This is a genomic window from Microbacterium sp. lyk4-40-TSB-66, assembly GCF_030209475.1.
GTDB lineage: Bacteria > Actinomycetota > Actinomycetes > Actinomycetales > Microbacteriaceae > Microbacterium.
The window spans coordinates 129,053-147,766 of sequence record NZ_JARVRW010000001.1; the positions used below are offsets into that span (position 1 = coordinate 129,053).

Consider the following 18,714-nt stretch of genomic DNA (forward strand, 5'->3'; position numbering starts at 1 on the left):
GGCGCGGCATCCGGTTCCCTCCGCGTGGGGGGCGGCGGACCCGGCGCGGCATCCAGCTCCCTCCGCGTGGGGGCGGCGCACCCGGCATCCGCCTCCGCCGAGTGACGCTCCGCCCCCCGCATAAACGCGATCCGTGCGCAGAAACACGGCGACGGCCTGTTTATGCGCAGAAATAGCGTTTATGGAGGGGCCGGGCTCACCGCCGGAGCCCTCACCGCTTCACACCCGCCTCGCCCCCGCACAGGGATGCGATCACCGTCCGCGGCGGCGGCACACGCGCATAAACGCGATCCGTGCGCAGAAACACGGCGACGGCCTGTTTATGCGCATGGAAAGCGTTTATGCAGGGGGGCACCCCGCACGACCCCGATCGACACTCAGGAAGAGGGATGCCATGACGGCGACGATTCTCGACGGTAAGGCCGCGTCTGCGGCGATCAAGGCCGAGCTGGCGGAGCGGGTCGCCGCTCTGCGCGAGCGCGGCATCGTGCCCGGCATTGCCACCGTGCTCGTGGGCGCCGACCCCGCGTCGCAGCTGTACGTCGGGATGAAGCACAAGCAGTCCGAGGCGATCGGCATGAACTCGATCCAGGTCGAGCTGCCCGCGGAAGCCACGCAGGAAGAGGTAGAAGCCGTCATCGACCGGCTCAACGCCGACCCCGCGTGCCACGGCTACATCGTGCAGCTGCCGCTGCCGAAGCACATCGACACGGATCGGGTGCTCGAGCGCATCGATCCGGCGAAGGATGCCGACGGCCTGCACCCCACCAACCTCGGCCGCCTGGTGTTGAACGTCAATGCGCCCATCCTCACTCCGCTGCCCTGCACGCCGCGGGGGGTGATCGAGCTGCTGCTGCGCAACGACTACAACCTGAAGGGCAAGGAGGTTGTGGTCGTCGGGCGCGGCGTGACCATCGGCCGCTCGATCGGCCTGCTGCTGACTCGCCGCGAGATCAACGCCACCGTGACACTGACGCACACCGGCACCGCCGACCTGTCGAAGCACCTGCGAGAGGCCGACGTGATCGTGGCCGCCGCGGGTGTGAAGCACATCGTGCGCGCCGAAGACGTCAAGCCCGGGGCCGCCGTGCTCGACGTCGGCGTCACGCGCGAGACCGACCCCGAGACCGGGAAGTCGCGCATCCACGGCGACGTGCACCCCGACGTCGCCGAGGTGGCGGGCTTCGTCTCGCCCAACCCCGGGGGCGTGGGACCCATGACGGTGGCACTGCTCATGACGAACGTCGTCGAGGCCGCCGAGCGCGCGTCCGCCTGACGTCGGGAGTGCGCGACACCCTCGTCGTCGCCCCCGGGTGAACCGCGCCGTGCCGCCGACTGAACAGACGGATTCCGGCGCGCAATGGGGGAGGCGCACACCCCTCCGACATGGCAAGGTTTTCTCATGACTGAGTCTGTGCTGAACGACCTCCTCCGCCGCGTCACCGAGAGCGGTCTTCTCGACGACGCCCAGATCGACGAAGACAGCGTCATCGGTGCGGCGCACCTGGAGGCTGCGGGTGTCGAGGTCGAGGTCGACCTCGACCCCGAGCTCGACGACGAGGACACCCCCGATCTCGACGCCATCATGGCGGGCCTGAAAGACATCCTCACGGTGAGCGAGGACCGCTGGCGCGCGATCGTCGAAGAGGTCGCGAGCGACATCGAAGATGCGCTCGACGACGGCGAACTCGACGCCGACGTCGACCTGCGCACCGACCTCGAGGCGATCGGCGTGGGCGTGTTCGCCGACGCGATCATTGTGGTCTTCGCCGGCGAGACGTCGTTCCCCGACGCGCTCGTGCACGTGCAGCTGACGCCCGACCTCGAGGTCGAAGACATCGAGATCATCGGCGACGACGATGAGGACGACGACGAAGACGAGGACTGACCCTCGAAACCACGAAGGGCCGGACGAGTGATCGTCCGGCCCTTCGTCGTCGGGATGCGGTCGGCGCTCAGACGATCGCGGCGCGGAGCTCGGCGGCGGCGGCGCCCACATCGGGAGCGCTGTAGATGGCGCTGCCGGCGACGGCGACCTGGGCGCCCGACTTCTGCACGTCGGCGATGCTCGAGGCGTTGACGCCACCGGCGACCGAGAACGGCACGCCCGAGGCTTCTCCGTCGCGCAGCAGAGTCGCGAAGGTGAAGCCCTCCTCGGCCTGCTCGTCGAGGCCGGCGTGCATCTCGACGAACTCGGCGCCGAGGGCGATGACCTCCTTCGCGCGGGCCGGCTTGTCGGCGACCCCGATGAGGTCGACGACGACGCCCTTACCGTGCTTCTTGGCGGCGGTGACGGCACCGACGATCGTGCTGTCTCCGGCGCTGCCGAGCACCGTCACGAGGTCGGCTCCGGCGCCGAAGGCGATGTCGGCCTCGAGCTCGCCGGCATCCATCGTCTTCAGATCGGCGAAGACGATCTTGTCGGGGTGCGCCGTCTTGATCGCGGTGATGGCCGAGAGACCCTCGCTCTTGATGAGAGGGGTGCCGAGCTCGAGGATGTCGACGTGCGGTGCCGCGGCGGCGGCGAGGGCGAGGGCGGCCTCGGTGGTGAGGGTGTCCATGGCGAACTGCAGCTTCATTCGAGGGTCCTGACTGTCGGGGTGGAGGTTCATTCGAGATTCGCGTGGCGGGGCCACAGCTCGTCGGCCGAGATACCCGAGCGCTGCCAAAGCGCGTCGAAGATCGCGTCGCCGACGAGAACAACGGCCTGCTCGAACAGACCGCCGGCGTATTGGGTGGAAGCCGTGCCCGAGCGATCGAGCTTCGTCGCGGCGGGCACCACGACGAGGGCGTCCGCCGTCCGCCCGAGGGGCGAGTCGGGAGCGGTGGTGATCGCCACGATGCGCGCGCCGACCTCGGCGGCCGTCTCGACGGCGCGGACGATGCCGGTCGTCGTCCCCGAGCCGCTGGCGGTGAGGAGCACGTCGCCGGCGCGGATCGCGGGGGCGGTGCTCTCGCCGACGACGTGCACGGCGAGGCCGAGGTGCATGAGGCGCATCGCCGTCATCTGCAGGGCGAGGCCCGAACGGCCGGCGCCGAGGACGAACACGCGGTCGGCGCCGCCGAGAACCTCGAGGACCGTGTCGGTGCCCGGGGTCTCGCTGGTGAGGCGGTCCACGACCGAGGTCAGCTCGCCCGAGATGCGGGTGAGGGATGCCGCGATGCTGGCGTCGGGGGAGGTCATGGCTCCATGCTTCGCCGGGGGAGCAGGGTGCGTGGCCGGTCGACGGCACAGGTAGACCTACCCGATCGGGTAGGTGCCTATCCATCGGCTAGGTTTGGGCGGGTGAAGCCGTCCACCGAACTGTCGTCACCCGCGTCCCGTGCCCTCGTCATCGAGCACGAACGGATCGTCGCTGAGCAGGCCGACCGCCACGCGGTGACGCTCGAATCGGTGCTGGCGATCCTGCGGTCCACGCGCCTGGACGACCGGGCCGCGCGCGCCCTCGCCGTGGAGACCGCGGCCGCCGCTCTCGTCGTGCTGCGGACGTCCACCGATCAACAGCGCAGCGCCCTGCTCGAACCCGTCACGGGGGCCTTCGCCCGGCTGCGCAGCGACCTTCGTCCGCTCGTTCGACACGGCGACCTCGACGTGCAGTTCGTCGAGCCGCCGGCGACCGGGCGCGCCCTGCCGGGCGAAGTCGCGCACGAGGCCCGGGCGATCGTCCGAAGCGCCGTGCTCGCCCTGCTCGACCGGGGCACTCCCCACCGCGTACGCATCCAGTGGGACTGCGACGGGCTGAACCTGCTCATCGGCATCCGCGACGACGGAGCGGGCACCCTCACCGCTCACGACGACTCTCTCGGGCCCATCGTCGAGCGGGTCAGCGCGCTCAACGGCGCTTTCGACGTCGCCTCGACACCGGGGTGGGGGTCGGAACTGTCGGTCGTGCTGCCGCTCGATCCGCCCCCGCGACCCGACTTCCTCGACGAGGCGGTCGATCTCAGCCCCCGCGAGAGCGAGGTGCTCAGCCTGATCGTGGCGGGCTCACGCAACCGCGCGATCGCCCAACACCTCGGCATCAGCGAGAACACCGCGAAGTTCCACGTGTCGAACCTGCTGCGAAAAGCCGGTGTCTCCACGCGGGCCGAGCTTGCGGCCCTCGGAACGGCGCGCGCTCAGTAGCTGTCGCGCTGCGCTGCGCGCCCGGTGACGAACCGCGCCGTCAGCGCCTCCGAGGCGCGGGCGAGCAGGGCGACGTCGGCGCCGACCGCGACGAAGTCGGCGCCCGCGTCGAGATAGGCATCGGCCACCGCGGGATCGAACGCGTTCACGCCGACGGGGGTCCCGGCATCCCGGCATGCGGTGAACACGGCGTGCACCGCCGCGACGACGTCGGGGTGCGACTGCTGCCCCAGGAGCCCCATGGATGCCGAGAGGTCGGAGGGGCCGACGAAGACGGCATCCACCCCTTCGACGGCAGCGATCCCGGCGGCGTTCGCGACGCCCGCGGTCGTCTCGATCTGCACCGTCAGCGAGACGTGCTCGGCCGCCTCGGCGAGGTAGTCGTCGACGCGGTTCCAGCGGGCGCTGCGGGCGAGGGCGCTCCCGACCCCGCGGATGCCCTGCGGCGGGTAGCGCGTCGCCGCGACGGCCGCGCGCGCCTCGTCCTCGGTGGAGATCATCGGGACGATGAGGTTCTGAGCCCCCACATCGAGCACCCGCTTGATGGTCACCGGGTCGTTCCACGCGACGCGCACGACGGGGGTGACGGGATAGGCCGCGGCGACCTGCAGCTGTGCGAGCACACTGTCGAGCGAGGTGGCGGAGTGCTCCATGTCGACGAGCAGCCAGTCCAGACCCGACCCCGCGGCGATCTCGGCGACCAGCGCACTGCCCGAGCACACCCACATGCCGGCGAGCGGGCGATCGGATGCCGCGAGGGCGGCGCGGAAGGTGGGGCTCAGACGAAGCGGCACGAGATCGTTCCCATCGGTCCGTAGTCGCACAGCACGTCATCGCCCTGCGACACCCACATCGGGCGTGTGAACGATCCTGCCAGGATGATCTCGCCCGCCTCCAGGCGCGCGCCGTGCTGGTGGAACTTGTTCGCCAGCCACGCGACGCCCGTCGCGGGGTGGCCGAGGACACCCGCGGCCACGCCGGTCTCCTCGATCTCGCCGTTGCGGCTGAGGACGCCCGGGACCCACCGCAGGTCGATCTCGTCAGGGCGCTTTCGGACGTCGCCGAGCACCATCGCCCCGTAGGCGGCGTTGTCGCTGATCGTGTCGACGATGGTGCGACCCTCGAGCTCGATGTGCGAGTTCAGCACCTCGAGTGCGGGCACGGCGTAGTCGATCGCGGCGAGGGCGTCGTCGAGGGTGCAGTCCGGCCCCTCCAGCGGGGTTTTCAGCACGAAGGCGAGCTCGACCTCGATGCGCACGTTCGAGAACAGGGCGACTGGGATCTCGTCCCCCGAGCGATAGACGGTGTCGTCGAACATCACGCCGTAGTCGGGCTCGGTGATGCCCGTCGCCTGCTGCATCGCTTTGGAGGTCAGCCCGATCTTGCGCCCCACGAGGGTGCGGCCGGCGGCGATCTGCGTGTCGCGCCAGCGACCCTGGATGGCGTAGGAGTCTTCGACCACGGCATCCGGATACCGTGCGGTGATCCGCGGGATCACCGCGTGCGCGCGGTCGGCCTCGGCGAGCTCGGCGGCGATGGCGTCGATCTGTGCGTCGGTGAGCATGGGGTCTCCTTGGTAGGTCTGGCGAACCTCGTCCCACTTGTGGTGGAGCGTGTCCCACCTTTGGCTGGTTGAGGGGTGCTCAGGCAGCCATGAGTGGGACATGGGTGGGGGTGGGAGGGACGAGTGGGCGTGTCCCGGTTGTGGTGGAGCGTGTCCCACCTTTGGCTGGTTGAGGGGTGCTCAGACAGCCAAAAGTGGGACATGGTCAGCGGCAGCGGACGCGCTCAGAGCTGGTTGCCGAGCTTGAACTCGCCGGAGGGGGCACCGGATGCCGCGGCCCCGGCGCCGACCTCTTCGGGAGCGCGCGTGTAGCTGAAGCCGTCGGCGCCGATCGTCACGGCCATCTCGCTCGCGTCGGTGCGGGCGCGCACGGGCTGGGGGTGGCCGTCGAGGTCGAGCACGAGGGAGCCCTCGGTGTACCACGACGGAACGACGGGATTGCCCCACCAGTCCCGGCGCTGGTTGTCGTGCACGTCCCACGTGACGACCGGGTTGTCGGGGTCGCCGGTGTAGTAGTCCTGCGTGTAGACCTCGACGCGGTGGCCGTCGGGGTCGCGGAGGTACAGGTAGAACGCGTTCGAGACGCCGTGGCGTCCGGGGCCGCGCTCGATGGCATCCGATCGACGGAGGGCGCCGAGCTTGTCGCAGATGGCGAGGATGTTGTGCTTCTCGTGGGTCGCGAAGCACACGTGGTGCATGCGGGGGCCGTCGCCGCCGGTCATGGCGGTGTCGTGCACGGTGGGCTTGCGGCGCATCCACGCGGCGTAGACGACGCCGTCTTCGTCCTGGATGTCCTCGGTGACGCGGAACCCGAGCGACTGCATGAAGTTCACCGCGCGGGGCACGTCGGGGGTGATCTGGTTGAAGTGGTCGAGGCGCACGAGCTCGCCGGGGGAGTACAGGTCGTAGCGCCACGACAGGCGCTCCTGATGCTCGGTGTCGAAGAAGAACTCGTACGGGAAGCCGAGGGGATCGACCACGCGCACGGAGTCGCCGATGCCCTTCGTGAACCCGTTCGGCTCGCGGCGCACCTCGCAGCCGAGTTCTTCGTAGAACGCGACCGCCTTGTCGAGGTCGTCGGCCGAGCGCACGCGGTACGAGAACGCCGCGACGGCGGCGATCGGACCCTGTCGGAGCACGAGATTGTGGTGGATGAACTCCTCGGTCGAGCGGAGGTAGATCGCCTCGTCGTCCTCCTCGGTGATGTGCAGCCCGAGGATGTCGACGTAGAAGACCCGGGATGCCGCGAGGTCGGTGACGACGAGCTCCATGTACGCGCAGCGCAGGATGTCGGGCGCCGGGGCCTTCGGCGTCGGGATCGGGTCGTCCGAGTGGATCGGTGCCTCTTCGGTTACCCAGAACCCGGAGGAGGTCTTCTGTTCTTCGGTGTGCTTTGCCATGGGTCGCGTCCTTGCGTGTGTATCGGCGTCTGCGGGGCGGTGTGTGGAGAGTGGCGTCGAGATCACGTGACCTCGACGAGACGACATGCCAGTTGCGGTGTTTTCGCCCAGATCGCGTGATCTGGGCCAGCGGCGTGGCGATGGGGCCGCCGCGCCGGTCCGGGAGCCCGGGCTCAGTGCCCCGACGCCTTGCCGAACGTCGGGTTGTGAGCGGGGCCGAGCGTGATGTGCACGGCCTGCTGGTCGGTGTAGAAGTCGATCGAGCGGTAGCCGCCCTCATGGCCGAGGCCCGAGGCCTTCACGCCGCCGAAGGGGGTGCGGAGGTCCCGGACGTTGTTGGAGTTCAACCAGACCATGCCGGCCTCGACGTTCTGGGCGAAGTTATGTGCCCGCTTGAGGTCATTGGTCCAGACGTAGGCGGCGAGACCGTACTTCGTGTCGTTCGCGAGGGCCAGGGCCTCGTCGTCGGTGTCGAAAGGGGTGATGGCGACGACGGGTCCGAAGATCTCCTCCTGGAAGATGCGCGCGTTGGGAGCCACGTCGGCGAACACCGTGGGCCGCACGAAGTTGCCCTCGTCGAACCCCTCGGGGCGGCCGCCGCCGGCGACGAGGCGTCCCTCGGTCTTGCCGAGTTCGACGTACGACATGACCTTCTCGTAATGCTCGGGGTGCACGAGGGCCCCGACCTCGGTCTCGGGGTCGTCGGGATAGCCGACCTTCACGCAGTCGGCCTGGGCGGCATAGCGCTCGACGAAGGCGTCGTACACCGAGCGCTCAACGAGGATGCGGCTGCCCGCGGTGCAGCGTTCGCCGTTGAGCGAGAACACCCCGAAGATGGTGGCGTCGATCGCGGCATCCAGGTCGGCATCCGCAAACACGATCGCGGGGCTCTTGCCGCCGAGCTCCATCGACAGGCCCTTCAGGAAGGGTGCCGCGTTGCCGAAGATGAGCTTGCCGGTGCTGCTTTCGCCGGTGAACGAGATGAGCGGCACGTCGGGGTGCTTCACGAGCGCGTCTCCGGCGTCTTCGCCGAGGCCGTTGACGAGGTTGAACACGCCCTCCGGCAGGCCCGCCTCCTCGAAGATCCCGGCCCACAGCGATGCCGACAGCGGCGTGAACTCCGCGGGCTTGAGCACCACGGTGTTGCCGGTCGCAAGGGCCGGTCCCAGCTTCCACGACTCGAGCATGAAGGGCGTGTTCCACGGCGTGATGAGGCCGGCGACACCGATCGGCTTGCGGTTGACGTAGTTGAGCTGACGGCCGGGCACCTTGAACGCGTCGTCGGTCTGGGCGACGATCAGGTCGGCGAAGAAGCGGAAGTTCTCGGCGGCGCGGCGGGCCTGACCGAGGGCCTGCGTGATCGGGAGCCCCGAGTCGAACGACTCCAGCTCGGCGAGGCGCTCGTCGCGCGACTCGACGATGTCGGCGATGCGGTGCAGCACGCGCGAGCGCTCGCGGGGGAGCATCCGCGGCCAGGGACCCTCGGTGAACGCCGTGCGGGCGGCGGCGACGGCGAGGTCGATGTCGGCCTTCTTGCCCGCGGCGGCGGTCAGGTAGGTCTGGTTGGTCACCGGGTCGAGCACGTCGAACGTGCCGCCGTCGACCGAGTCGACGAAACGGCCGCCGATGTAGTGCTGGATGCGCTCCGGGAGGTCGGCCGGGATGCGTCGGGAGGTGGTGAGCGGGGTGGTCATGCGAGCTCCTTCGGTGGAGGGGTGGATGCCGGTCGCGACGGGCCCGTGGCGACGGTGCGGTCGGGGCGTCGGGGAAACGGCATCCGGAGATCAGAAAGCGGGGAGGCCGAGCACTTCGTCGGGGTGCTCATGGATCATGTAGGCGTCGAGGGTGGCCGAGCGGTGGCGCCGCGAGACCTTCTCGATCTCGGCGAGGGGCGCGCCGTTCTCGATGAGCACGAGGATGTTCTCGTGTTCGCGCACCGACTCCGCAGCTCGCCCCGGCACGAAGCTGAAGGTGGAGTCGCGCAGGTGCCCGAGGCGCGCCCACTCGGCCTGCACGAGTTCGAGCATGCGCGGGTTGGCGCACTTGGCGAACAGGATGGCGTGGAACTCCTGGTTCAGCGCGGTGAAGGCGCGCGGGTCGAAGTGCTCGAGGGTCTCGACCATCAGCTCGTTGATTTCGCGCGCGCGGCGCACGTCGTTCGCCGTGAGGGCACGAGCGGACAGCGCGGTCGCGGCTCCCTCGAGCAGGCTGAGCGCCTGCATGCTGAAGCGGTAGGCGGTGTCGTCGACCATCGAGACCCGCGCGCCGACGTTGCGCTCGAACATCACCAGGCCCTCGGCCTCGAGCTGCCGGATGGCCTCGCGCACGGGTACGACGCTCATGTCGAGCTCGCCCGCGATGGTGCCGAGCACGAGGCGGTAGCCGGGGGTGAACTCCTGCGAGGCGATGCGTTCCTTGACCCAGTGGTAGGCCTGCTGCGACTTGCTGCGGGAGGTCGTAGGGGTCGTGGCATCCATCAGGCGTTCCTTTCGCCGTCGTACCGGGCGCGCCAGTCGGCGTTCATCGGGAAGAGTCCGTCGAGGGGATGACCGGATGCCACCTGCCCGGCGATCCAGGCGTCCTCTTCCTCCTGCGCGAGGGCGGCGTCGACCACCTGTTCGACGATCGCGGGAGGGATGACGATGACGCCGTCGCCGTCGCCGACGAGGATGTCGCCGGGTTCGACGGTCGTGCCGCCGCAGCCGACGGCCACGTCGGTCTCCCAGGGGACGTGTCGGCGACCGAGCACGGCCGGGTGCGGGCCGGCGGTGAAGACGGGGATGCCGACCGCGGCCACGGCCTCGGCATCGCGGACGCCGCCGTCGGTGACGATCGCGGCCGCTCCCTGCGCGTGGGCGCGGATGGCGAGGATGTCGCCGAGCGTGCCCGATCCGGTCTCGCCGCGCGCCTCGATGACGATGACCTCGCCCGCACCGACCGCGTCGAACGCGCGTTTCTGGGCGTTCTGCCCGCCGCCGCGCGCGGCGAAGAGGTCTTCGCGGTGGGGGAGGAAGCGCAGCGTCCGCGCCGTGCCGACGAAGCGGCTGCCGGGGGTGAGCGCGTGCACGCCGTCGATCGTGACGTCGTCGAGGCCGCGCTTGCGGAGCTGTCCGCTGAGGGCGGCGACCGGGACGCGTTCGAGCTTCGCGCGGAGGTCGGCGGCGAGGCGGGGGGCCGGCGGCACGATCCCCGCGGCCTCGGGGGAGCCCCACGCCTCGGTGCGCTGGGTGTCGTCGACCGCGGGGAGCGAGCCGAGCGCGGCGTCGAAGGACTGCGAGCCCTGCACCACCGCGGTGCGGAGCCGACCGGTCGAGTGCTCACCGGCATCCACCTGCACCTCGACGACCTGACCGGGTACGACGACCGACGAACCCGCGGGGGTGCCGGTGAGGATGACGTCGCCGGTTTCGAGGGTGAAGTGCTGCGACAGGTCGGCGATGATCTGGGCGAGCGGGAAGATGAGGCCCGCGGTGGTGTCGTCCTGCACGAGGTCGCCGTCGACCCAGGCGCGCAGACGGAGCGCCGTGGGGTCGACCGCGAGGGCGTCGATGAGCTGCGGACCGAGGGGGGTGTAGCCGTCGCCGCCCTTCGAGCGGACGTTCGAACCCTTGTCGTTCGCGCGCAGGTCGTACAGGCCGAAGTCGTTCGCGGCGGTGACGGATGCCACGTGGCTCCACGCGGCATCCGGAGTCACCCACCGCGCGGGCTCGCCGATGACCAGCGCGATCTCGCCCTCGAACGCCAGGAGTTCGGTGCCGGCGGGGCGCACGATCTCGGCACCCGAGGGGGCGAGGGAGCTCGACGGCTTGAAGAAGTAGGAGGGGGCGGCGGGACGGCGGCCCCGCTGGTCGGCGCGTGAGGCGTACGAGAGGTGGACGGCCACGATCTTGCCCGGGCGCCCGTCGAGGACGGTGAACCGGGGGTCGGTGCGGTCGATCATGGAAGCTCCCTTGCGTCGTATCCGAAATCGTATACGATGACGAACGCCCCGGCAACATGCGCCCGTCACCGACGACGACGTCCGGGGTCCCATGACGACGACGTCTCGAAGGAGTCCCCATGTCTCGCTCGCAACCGCCGGGATTCACGCCCACCGGCACCATCTCCACTTCCACGGACCGCCGCCGCGTGGTCTTCGCCACCGTTGTCGGCACCACCGTCGAGTGGTACGACTTCTTCCTCTACGCCTCGGCCGCGGGGCTGGTGTTCGGGCAGCTGTTCTTCGCACCCGCCGGTCCCGGCATCGCGCAGATCCTGTCGTTCCTCACGGTGGGGCTGAGCTTCCTGTTCCGCCCCCTCGGTGCCTTCCTCGCCGGCCACCTGGGCGACAAGTACGGCCGCCGGGTCGTCCTGATGCTGACGCTCATCCTCATGGGAGCCTCGACCACCCTCATCGGCGTGCTGCCGACGTACGACGTCATCGGCGTCGCCGCCCCCGCGCTGTTGATCCTGCTGCGCGTCATGCAGGGCATCTCGGCCGGCGGCGAGTGGGGCGGCGCGGTGCTCATGGCCGTCGAGCACGCCCCCAAGGCCAAGCGCAGCCTGTTCGGCGCGTCGCCGCAGCTCGGCGTGCCCCTCGGCCTGCTGCTCGCCAGCGGCATGCTCGCCCTCATGGCCCTCATCGCCCCCGGCGACGCCTTCCTCGCGTGGGGCTGGCGCGTGCCGTTCCTGCTGTCGTTCGTGCTCATCCTCGTCGGCTACTACGTGCGCCGGAAGGTCGAGGAGAGCCCGGTGTTCGTCGAGATCGCCGAGCGCAAGGAGCAGACCCGGATGCCGATCGTGCAGCTGTTCCGCAAGCACGCGCTGCTCGTGATCATCGCCGCATTCGTGTTCGCCGGCAACAACGCCGTGGGCTACATGACCACCGGTGGCTACATCCAGCGCTACGCGACCAACCCCGACGGCCCGCTGGGTCTCGCCACGGCCGACGTGCTCGGCGCGGTGACCCTCTCGGCGGTGTCCTGGTTCGCCTTCACTTGGATCGGCGGGTGGCTCGGCGACAAGATCGGGCGCCGCAACACGTACATCATCGGCTGGATCGCGATGCTCGTGGCGATCTTGGCGCTGTTCCCGCTGGTCAACTCCGGCAGCCTCGCGCTGCTCACGCTCGGCCTGATGCTGTTGACGGTCGGGCTCGGCCTGACCTACGGCCCGCAGGCGGCGCTGTACGCCGAGCTGTTCCCGGCATCCATCCGCTTCTCCGGCGTCTCGATCTCGTACGCCATCGGTGCGATCTGCGGTGGGGCGTTCGCCCCGACGATCGCGACGGCGCTGGTGGATGCCACGGGCACGACCGTGTCGGTGACGGTGTACCTCGCGATCATGGCGGTGCTCGGGCTCGTCGCGACCCTGCTGCTTCGCGACCGCAGCGGCATCCCCCTCGGTCCCGACCACGAGGCCGAGCAGGAGGTCAGCCCGATCCGCGGACTGTCGCGGGTCTGACGGCTGCGTCCGGTGGCCCCGTCGCGCTTCGGCGTGGCGGGGCCGTCGGCGTGTGCGGGGCGGCTCTGTGCGCGGCGCGGTACCCGACGGCCGGGCGCCCGTGCCGAACCTAGCGCTCCAGGGCGGCTTCGATGGCTGTTTCGAGGTCGTTCCAACGCTCGATGACGAGTGGCCGACCATCGACGAAGAACGTGGGGGTACTGCGGACACCCAGAGCGCGTCCCTCCGCGAAGTCGGCCTGCACGCGTCGTCCTGTGTCAGGGTCGGCGACAGCGGCGTCGTACGCCGTCATGTCGAGACCGAGGTCGACGGCGTACTCGCGGAACAGATCGGCGCGGGACTCCTGCGCCTCACCCCACTCGGACTGGGTGTCGAAGAGGCGGTGGTACATGTCCTCGAAGCGGCCCTGCCGCGCCGCCGCTTCGGCGGCGAGGGCGGACGTCGTGGAGTTGGCGTGGCCGGGGAGCGGGAAGTAGCGGACGACGTAGGTGATCTGTCCCGCGTACTTCTGCCGCACGTCTTCCACGACGGGGTAGTAGGCGCCGCACGCCTCGCACTCGAAGTCGAGGAACTCCACGACGGTGACGGCGTCCGCGCCCGCGTCGTCGAGGACATGGGAGTCGGCTCGCACCACGGCGGCGGCCGCCGGGTCGGGAGCCTGTGCGCGGGTGACCAGGAAGGCGACGAGGCCGACGGCGACGACGACGGCGAGGGCGGCCAGCGTGATCAGAAGGGGCTTGTTCTGCGTCTTCACGGTTTCAGTCCTCGTGATCGTGCGCGTGATGATGCTCGTCGTCGTGCTCGTCTTCGAGAAGCATTCCCACCGACGTCGCGCACGCGTCACCGCGCCACGCCTCGGCACCCTCCCGAACGGCGAACACGGCGATGACGAGTCCGGCGAGGCCGTCGGCCCACCACCACCCGAGCAGGCTGTTGAGGACGAGTCCGATGAGCACCGCAGCGGACAGGTATGTGCACAACAGCGTCTGCCGGGAGTCCGCGACAGCGGTGGCCGATCCCAGCTCGCGTCCCGCGCGGCGCTCCGCCAGCGACAGGAACGGCATCACGACCACGCTCAGCGCTGTGAGGACGATGCCGATCGTCGAGTGCCGTACCTCGCCCTGCCCCGCGAGCGCGAACACCGACGTCGCGGTGACGTAGGCGGCGAGGGCGAAGAACGCCACCGCGATGACCCTCAACGTGCCCTTCTCCCACCGTTCCGGGTCGCGGCGCGTGAACTGCCACGCGACGGCGGCGGCGGAGAGCACCTCGATCGTCGAGTCCAGCCCGAATCCGATGAGCGCTGCCGAGGAGGCGACGGTACCGGCGGAGATGGCGACGACCGCCTCGATGAGGTTGTACGCGATCGTCGCCGCGACGATCCATCTGATGCGGCGCTGCAGGACGTACCGTCGTCCGACGACGGGGTGAGCGATGGGGGCGGTCATGCGCCGCAGGTGCAGCGTTCCCCCGCGCAGCAGCCGGGTTCGACGTAGAGGACGACCCGCAGCAGTTCGTCCAGCGCGGGCGCGAGATGCGTGTCGGCGAGGCGATACCGGGTGCGCCGACCCTCGGGTACGGCCTCCACCAGCCCGCACCCCCGCAGACACGCGAGCTGGTTCGACATGACCTGCCTCGAGACGCCGAGCTCGTCGGCCAGGTCGGAGGGGTAGGCCGGAGCCTGTCGGAGAGCGAGCAGCACCCCCGCGCGAGTCGTATCGGAGAGCGCGTGCCCCAGGCGGGAGAGTGCCGCGGTGTGCGTCAGTGAGGCCGTGAGCGTCGCGGTGGACATGGGGCGATGGTACACGTTCTCGTGAATAAAGCATGTCGTGTACTTACGGTCGAAGCGCGAGCGACCTCCCGCGCGTCGCGACCGCGCCGGGTTCGGTCATGCGGGCGACCGCCGCGTCAGCAGGCCGGCCGCGAGAACGACCACGCCCACGACGAAGGCCAACGCCGCGACCCCCATAGCGGCGGCGTCGTGCGGGAGCATCGCGCAGCCCGCGGAGGTGTCCTCGTAGTCACAGCTTCGCCAGGGCTGGAAGAAGTACAGCACCACCACGGCGCCGCTGATCAGGGCGATCGCGGTGCCCCAGAAGATCAGGCGCGTTCTGGTCCTCATGGGTCACCACCGTACTGGCGGCAGGCGACGCCGGCGGGTCGGACCGGCGCGAGCGGTCGGCTCCGTGCGTCCGGTCGCTAGATCGCCCGCCCCGGTGTCAGGATGCCGCGCGGATCCAGCGCGGCCTTGATCGCGTGCTGCACGTCGAGGGCGGTGGCATCCAGCTGCCAGGGAAGCTCGTGACGTTTGACCGAGCCGATGCCGTGCTCGCCCGAGATCGTGCCGCCGAGGGAGAGGGCGAGGCGTGTGATGTCGTCGATCACCCGCTCGGCGGCGGCGTACTCTGCGGGGCTGTCTCCCGCCTCGACCGTGGGATGCAGGTTGCCGTCTCCGGCGTGAGCGACGATCGCGACACGGCGACCGTGCCGTTCGGCGATCTCGCCGATCCCGTGGAATACCGTCGCGAGCTGCGCGACGGGCACGCCGACGTCGCACGACACCCGCAGACCCTGCGCGGTCAACGCGGGGTTGGCGAGACGGCGGGCCTCGAGCAGGCTGTCGGAGTCGCTGATCTCGGTTTCGCTCGCACCGTGCGCGCGGCAGATCGCGGCGATCTGTTCTGCGGTCTCGGGCGCGGTCAGCCCCACGGTCTGCCCGACGAGCATCGCGGCGCCAGGGGAAGGCAGGCCGCTCGGGTGGAACGCCTCGATGATCTCGACGCTGCGCGCATCGATGAGTTCGAGTACTTCGGGGGCGGCGGGGCCCGACACGATCGCCGTGACGGCGCGTCCGGCGTCTTCGATGTCGTCGAAGCTCGCCCGGAAGGTGCGGGGCTGCCCCGGCGGCACGGGCTTGAGGCGCACGGTCGCCGAGGTGATCACTCCGAGGGTGCCTTCGGAGCCGCAGAACAGGCTCGTGAGGTCGTAGCCGGTGGTGTTCTTGCGGGTACGGCCACCGGTGCGCATGACGCGCCCGTCGGCGAGCACCACCTCGAGGGCGGCGACGACATCGGTGGTCACGCCGTGGGCGACGCAGCGCAGACCGCCGGCGTTCGTGGCGATGTTGCCGCCGATCGTCGACCATGCCGCGCTCGCCGGGTCGGGCGGGAAGAACAGGCCGTGCGCGTGGGCTGCGGCATCCAGGTCGGCCGTGACGACGCCCGCCTCGACGTCGGCGAGACGGTTGTCGGCATCGATCGCGACGATGCGGTTCATCGCCTCCAGCGACACCACGAGTCCGCCCGCGTAAGCGACGGCCCCGCCGGAGAGTCCGGTGCCGGCACCCCGGACGGAGACCCGGATGCCACGGGCGTGCGCCCACGCGAGCGCGGCGGAGACGTCGCCGGTCGAGGTGGCCCGCACGACCGCGACCGGCAGGCCGTCGGGTTGCGCGCGGGAGCTGTCGACCGCGTAGGCGGCGAGGCTCGCGGGGTCGTCGAGGAGGCGGTCGCCGAGGGCGGTGCGCAGCTCGTCGAGGGCGTCACTCGGTTCGCCCGCGCCGGTGCGCTGTGCGCCCGGGTCGTCGCCCCGCTCGACCGCGCCGTCGCCCGGCCCGCCGAGGCCGCAACCCGCGCCGTCGCCTGGCCCGTCGAAGCCGTCGCCCGGCTCGCCCGCGCCGTCGCCCGGCCCGCCGCGGCCGTCGCCCCGCCCGTCGAGGCCGTCGCCCGGGTCGCCGGGACCTCCCGGGGCGGCCAGTCCGACCGTGCTCACGAGTTCACCTTGATGATCTCGCGCTGGTACGGCGCGATGACGTCGCCGCTGATGCGCAGGTCGAGCAGCAGGAAGGCGCGGTCCTCCGGGTCGCGCCGCGTCCACTCGGCCAGGGCGTCGAGATCGGCCATCTCGCGCACGACGACGCCCTCCGCACCGAAGCCGCGGGCGACGGCGGCGAAGTCGACCTCGGGGATCAGCATCGGCTCGCGGGCGAGGCCCTTCAGGCCGTAGAGGTTGATCTCGGCGCCGTAGGCGGCGTCGTTCCAGACGACCGCGATGCCGCGGCCCCGTGCCGAGCGCACCGCGCTCTCGAGGTCGGCGATCGCCATGAGTCCGCCGCCGTCGCCGGTGGTCAGGACGACGGTCGCCTCGGGGCGCGCGGCGATGGCTCCCGCGACCGAGGGGAATCCGAGTCCGATCGACTGGTAGGCGGTTCCGACCATCATCACGCGGTCGGGTGAGGCGACCGGCCAGTACATGTTCGACCAGCCGAGGAAGTGTCCGCCGTCGGAGACGACGACGCGGTCCTCGGGCAGCAACTCCGCGATGCGTGCCGCGGCCGAGCGGGGGTCGAGGCGGCCGTCGGGTGCGAGACCGTCGCCGGGCTCCTGCTCGCGAAGGGGAGCCACCTCCACCCGGTCGCGCCAGCCGGACGAGACGGCACCGTGCGAAACCAGACGTCGCCCGAGCGCCTCGGCCGCCAATGCGGCATCCGCCCGCACGAATCCGCCCACCTGCGCGTGCGTGGCGGTGGGGGCGACGTCGATCTGGAAGACCTGCGTGCCCGGGGCGAAGAGCTCACCGAAACGCATCGTGAACTGGTTGAGCCCTGCGCCGAAGACGACCGCGACATCGGCCTCGCGCACGAGTTCCATGGCGCCCTCGGCGCCGAAGCCTCCCGTGACGCCGAGGTCGTGGGCGGTGTCAGGGAAGATGCCGCGACCGAGGGCGGTGGATGCCGTGATCGCACCCGTCACTTCGGCGAGACGCCCGAGCGCGGCGCCCGCCCCGGCGAGCCACGCGCCGCGGCCGGCGAGCAGGAACGGGCGCTCCGCACCGGCGAGGGCGTCGGCGATGCGGTCGAGGGTCGCCTCCGCCGCCGGTCCCCGCGGGGCGAGGGGCGCCGGGAGCGTCACCGTCCCGGCATCCGTCAACGGGCCCGCCTCGCGGGTCACGACGTCGTAGGGGATGGCCAGCACGACCGGCACGCGGTAGGTCAACGCATGCTCGAGCGCGATGAGGACGGTGGCCGTGGCATCCCGATCCCCGACCGTGTACGTGCGCACGCCGACCGCCGAGGCGAGGGCGACCTGGTCGACACCCCACGGTCGGGGGCCCGAGGTGGGCTCGTCTCCCACGACCAGCAGCAGCGGGATGCGGGCCTGAGCCGCCTCGGCGAGGGCGGTGAGGGTGTTGGTGAAGCCGGCGCCGTACGTCGCGGTCGCCGCGGCGATACGCCCCGAGGCACGGTAGTGCGCGTCGGCGGCGACGACCCCGCCGGCCTCGTGACGCATCGCGGTGAAGGTGACGTCGGTCTCGCGGTGCAGCACGTCGAGGAAATGGGCGTTGCCGTTGCCCATCACCCCGAACACGTGGTCGAGGTGGCGGCCGAGGGTGTGGGCGACGTGCGCGGAGACGATGGGCATGCGAAGCCTTTCGCGAAACAGGAACGGGAATGAGCCGTATGTGTCTCGCGCGGTCCTCGCGCTACGTGCCCTTTTTTCGAGCAGCGACGCACGACCCCGTGCGCCTGACGCGAGTGATCATATACGATCCCGCGGTCAGGCGCACGGATCGAGCGCGACGGATCGGGTGCGAGCCGCGGTCAGTACAGACCTCCGTACTGGTACGACGTCCCGGTCGAGAACTTCCACGTCGCCGTCGGCAGGATCGATCCCGTCGAGCTGGTGATCCCCTGGAGGTGCACGGTCAGCTGCGCGTTCTTCGGGAAGTTCCTCGTGGCGCTGAAGACCCAGGTGTTCTCGCGGCCACCCGAGCCGTAGACGGGGGCCGGGAAGACCGTGCCGCTCATGCGCGCGCCGCGGTCGTCGGTGACGAAGAACGTCGACGTGCCCACGGCGCCGACGTCGCCGGCGAAGGTGACCTGAACCTGCGTGTTGTAGGCGAGCTTCGCCTTGCTCGGAGCGGGCGTGATGAACGAAATGCCGGGGAACGGGTTCGCCGCGGTCGGGGGAACCGGAGCCGCCGTGAACGAGAGGGGGAAAGACGCGGGGCGGAACTCGACGGCCGAGGCCGAGCTCGCGACCCCGCCGAGGCTGAGGGCGAGGGCGGTACAGGCGGCGACGACGACGGCGGGGCGACGGAGGGACATATCGACTGCTTTCTTCCGGTGACCCGATGTCTTCGGGCTCGCACCAAGATCAGCAGGACCCGCCTCACCGAGGCGG

The 18,714-nt window shown here is 70.6% G+C and carries 19 protein-coding genes; 4 read left to right on the top strand and 15 right to left on the bottom strand.

From position 1 onward, the window contains the following. Positions 1 to 394: 394 nt before the first annotated feature. A complete protein-coding gene (locus tag QRO03_RS00630) occupies positions 395 to 1,276 on the top strand; it encodes a bifunctional methylenetetrahydrofolate dehydrogenase/methenyltetrahydrofolate cyclohydrolase (RefSeq protein ID WP_285135593.1) in 882 nt (293 codons plus the stop codon). Between the two features lie 126 nt (positions 1,277 to 1,402). Next, positions 1,403 to 1,888 (top strand): cytochrome C5, encoded by a 486-nt coding sequence (locus tag QRO03_RS00635; protein WP_285135594.1) that lies wholly within the window; start codon positions 1,403 to 1,405, stop codon positions 1,886 to 1,888. A gap of 67 nt (positions 1,889 to 1,955) precedes the next feature. Here the strand turns inward: QRO03_RS00635 and hxlA are convergent, their stop codons facing one another. Together hxlA and hxlB are read right to left on the bottom strand one after the other, a co-directional pair. Then, positions 1,956 to 2,579 (bottom strand): 3-hexulose-6-phosphate synthase, encoded by a 624-nt coding sequence (gene hxlA, locus QRO03_RS00640; protein ID WP_285135595.1) that lies wholly within the window; start codon positions 2,577 to 2,579, stop codon positions 1,956 to 1,958. Positions 2,580 to 2,608: 29 nt separating this feature from the next. Further along, complete coding sequence (hxlB, locus tag QRO03_RS00645; RefSeq protein WP_285135596.1) at positions 2,609 to 3,184, bottom strand: 6-phospho-3-hexuloisomerase; 576 nt, start codon at positions 3,182 to 3,184, stop codon at positions 2,609 to 2,611. Between the two features lie 102 nt (positions 3,185 to 3,286). Between hxlB and QRO03_RS00650 the strand changes: the two genes are divergently transcribed. Then, a complete protein-coding gene (locus tag QRO03_RS00650) occupies positions 3,287 to 4,126 on the top strand; it encodes a helix-turn-helix transcriptional regulator (protein ID WP_285135597.1) in 840 nt (279 codons plus the stop codon). On the opposite strand, the gene QRO03_RS00655 is transcribed toward QRO03_RS00650, so the two are convergent. From QRO03_RS00655 to QRO03_RS00680, 6 genes are all read right to left on the bottom strand, one after another. Further along, on the bottom strand, positions 4,120 to 4,920 hold the full coding sequence (locus QRO03_RS00655) for an HpcH/HpaI aldolase family protein (RefSeq protein ID WP_285135598.1): 801 nt from the start codon (positions 4,918 to 4,920) through the stop codon (positions 4,120 to 4,122). The genes QRO03_RS00650 and QRO03_RS00655 overlap by 7 nt on opposite strands. Next, complete coding sequence (locus tag QRO03_RS00660) at positions 4,905 to 5,690, bottom strand: fumarylacetoacetate hydrolase family protein (protein ID WP_074694057.1); 786 nt, start codon at positions 5,688 to 5,690, stop codon at positions 4,905 to 4,907. The genes QRO03_RS00655 and QRO03_RS00660 overlap by 16 nt, the downstream gene beginning before the upstream one ends. A 224-nt stretch (positions 5,691 to 5,914) precedes the next feature. Then, positions 5,915 to 7,090 (bottom strand): 3,4-dihydroxyphenylacetate 2,3-dioxygenase, encoded by a 1,176-nt coding sequence (gene hpaD, locus QRO03_RS00665; RefSeq protein WP_285135599.1) that lies wholly within the window; start codon positions 7,088 to 7,090, stop codon positions 5,915 to 5,917. Between the two features lie 173 nt (positions 7,091 to 7,263). Continuing rightward, a complete protein-coding gene (gene hpaE, locus QRO03_RS00670) occupies positions 7,264 to 8,784 on the bottom strand; it encodes a 5-carboxymethyl-2-hydroxymuconate semialdehyde dehydrogenase (protein ID WP_285135600.1) in 1,521 nt (506 codons plus the stop codon). A 90-nt stretch (positions 8,785 to 8,874) separates the two neighbouring features. Next, positions 8,875 to 9,567: a GntR family transcriptional regulator gene (locus tag QRO03_RS00675; RefSeq protein WP_285135601.1), complete on the bottom strand. Its 693-nt coding sequence runs from the start codon at positions 9,565 to 9,567 to the stop codon at positions 8,875 to 8,877. Next, the gene (locus tag QRO03_RS00680) at positions 9,567 to 11,030 is read right to left on the bottom strand and encodes a fumarylacetoacetate hydrolase family protein (RefSeq protein ID WP_285135602.1); all 1,464 of its coding nucleotides are present in this window, start codon (positions 11,028 to 11,030) and stop codon (positions 9,567 to 9,569) included. Before QRO03_RS00680 ends, QRO03_RS00675 begins: the two co-directional genes overlap by 1 nt. A gap of 119 nt (positions 11,031 to 11,149) precedes the next feature. On the opposite strand from QRO03_RS00680, the gene QRO03_RS00685 reads away from it, so the two are divergent. Then, positions 11,150 to 12,532, top strand: coding sequence for an MFS transporter (locus QRO03_RS00685; RefSeq protein ID WP_285135603.1), 1,383 nt, complete (start codon positions 11,150 to 11,152; stop codon positions 12,530 to 12,532). 109 nt (positions 12,533 to 12,641) lie between these two features. Here QRO03_RS00685 and QRO03_RS00690 read toward each other — a convergent pair whose 3' ends face one another. From QRO03_RS00690 to QRO03_RS00720, 7 genes are all read right to left on the bottom strand, one after another. Further along, a complete protein-coding gene (locus QRO03_RS00690; protein ID WP_285135604.1) occupies positions 12,642 to 13,286 on the bottom strand; it encodes a DsbA family protein in 645 nt (214 codons plus the stop codon). 4 nt (positions 13,287 to 13,290) lie between these two features. After that, complete coding sequence (locus QRO03_RS00695) at positions 13,291 to 13,980, bottom strand: cation efflux transmembrane domain-containing protein (RefSeq protein ID WP_285135605.1); 690 nt, start codon at positions 13,978 to 13,980, stop codon at positions 13,291 to 13,293. Beyond that, complete coding sequence (locus QRO03_RS00700) at positions 13,977 to 14,324, bottom strand: ArsR/SmtB family transcription factor (RefSeq protein WP_285135606.1); 348 nt, start codon at positions 14,322 to 14,324, stop codon at positions 13,977 to 13,979. The genes QRO03_RS00695 and QRO03_RS00700 overlap by 4 nt, the downstream gene beginning before the upstream one ends. 96 nt (positions 14,325 to 14,420) lie before the next feature. Continuing rightward, on the bottom strand, positions 14,421 to 14,654 hold the full coding sequence (locus QRO03_RS00705) for a DUF202 domain-containing protein (RefSeq protein ID WP_285135607.1): 234 nt from the start codon (positions 14,652 to 14,654) through the stop codon (positions 14,421 to 14,423). 77 nt (positions 14,655 to 14,731) lie between these two features. Further along, positions 14,732 to 16,303: an FAD-binding oxidoreductase gene (locus QRO03_RS00710; RefSeq protein ID WP_285135608.1), complete on the bottom strand. Its 1,572-nt coding sequence runs from the start codon at positions 16,301 to 16,303 to the stop codon at positions 14,732 to 14,734. Beyond that, positions 16,300 to 17,952 (bottom strand): thiamine pyrophosphate-binding protein, encoded by a 1,653-nt coding sequence (locus tag QRO03_RS00715; protein ID WP_285135609.1) that lies wholly within the window; start codon positions 17,950 to 17,952, stop codon positions 16,300 to 16,302. Before QRO03_RS00715 ends, QRO03_RS00710 begins: the two co-directional genes overlap by 4 nt. Before the next feature lie 179 nt (positions 17,953 to 18,131). Further along, positions 18,132 to 18,638 carry an Ig-like domain-containing protein gene (locus tag QRO03_RS00720; protein ID WP_285135610.1) on the bottom strand — a complete coding sequence of 169 codons (507 nt, stop codon included), beginning with the start codon at positions 18,636 to 18,638 and terminating at the stop codon, positions 18,132 to 18,134. Positions 18,639 to 18,714 lie beyond the last annotated feature (76 nt).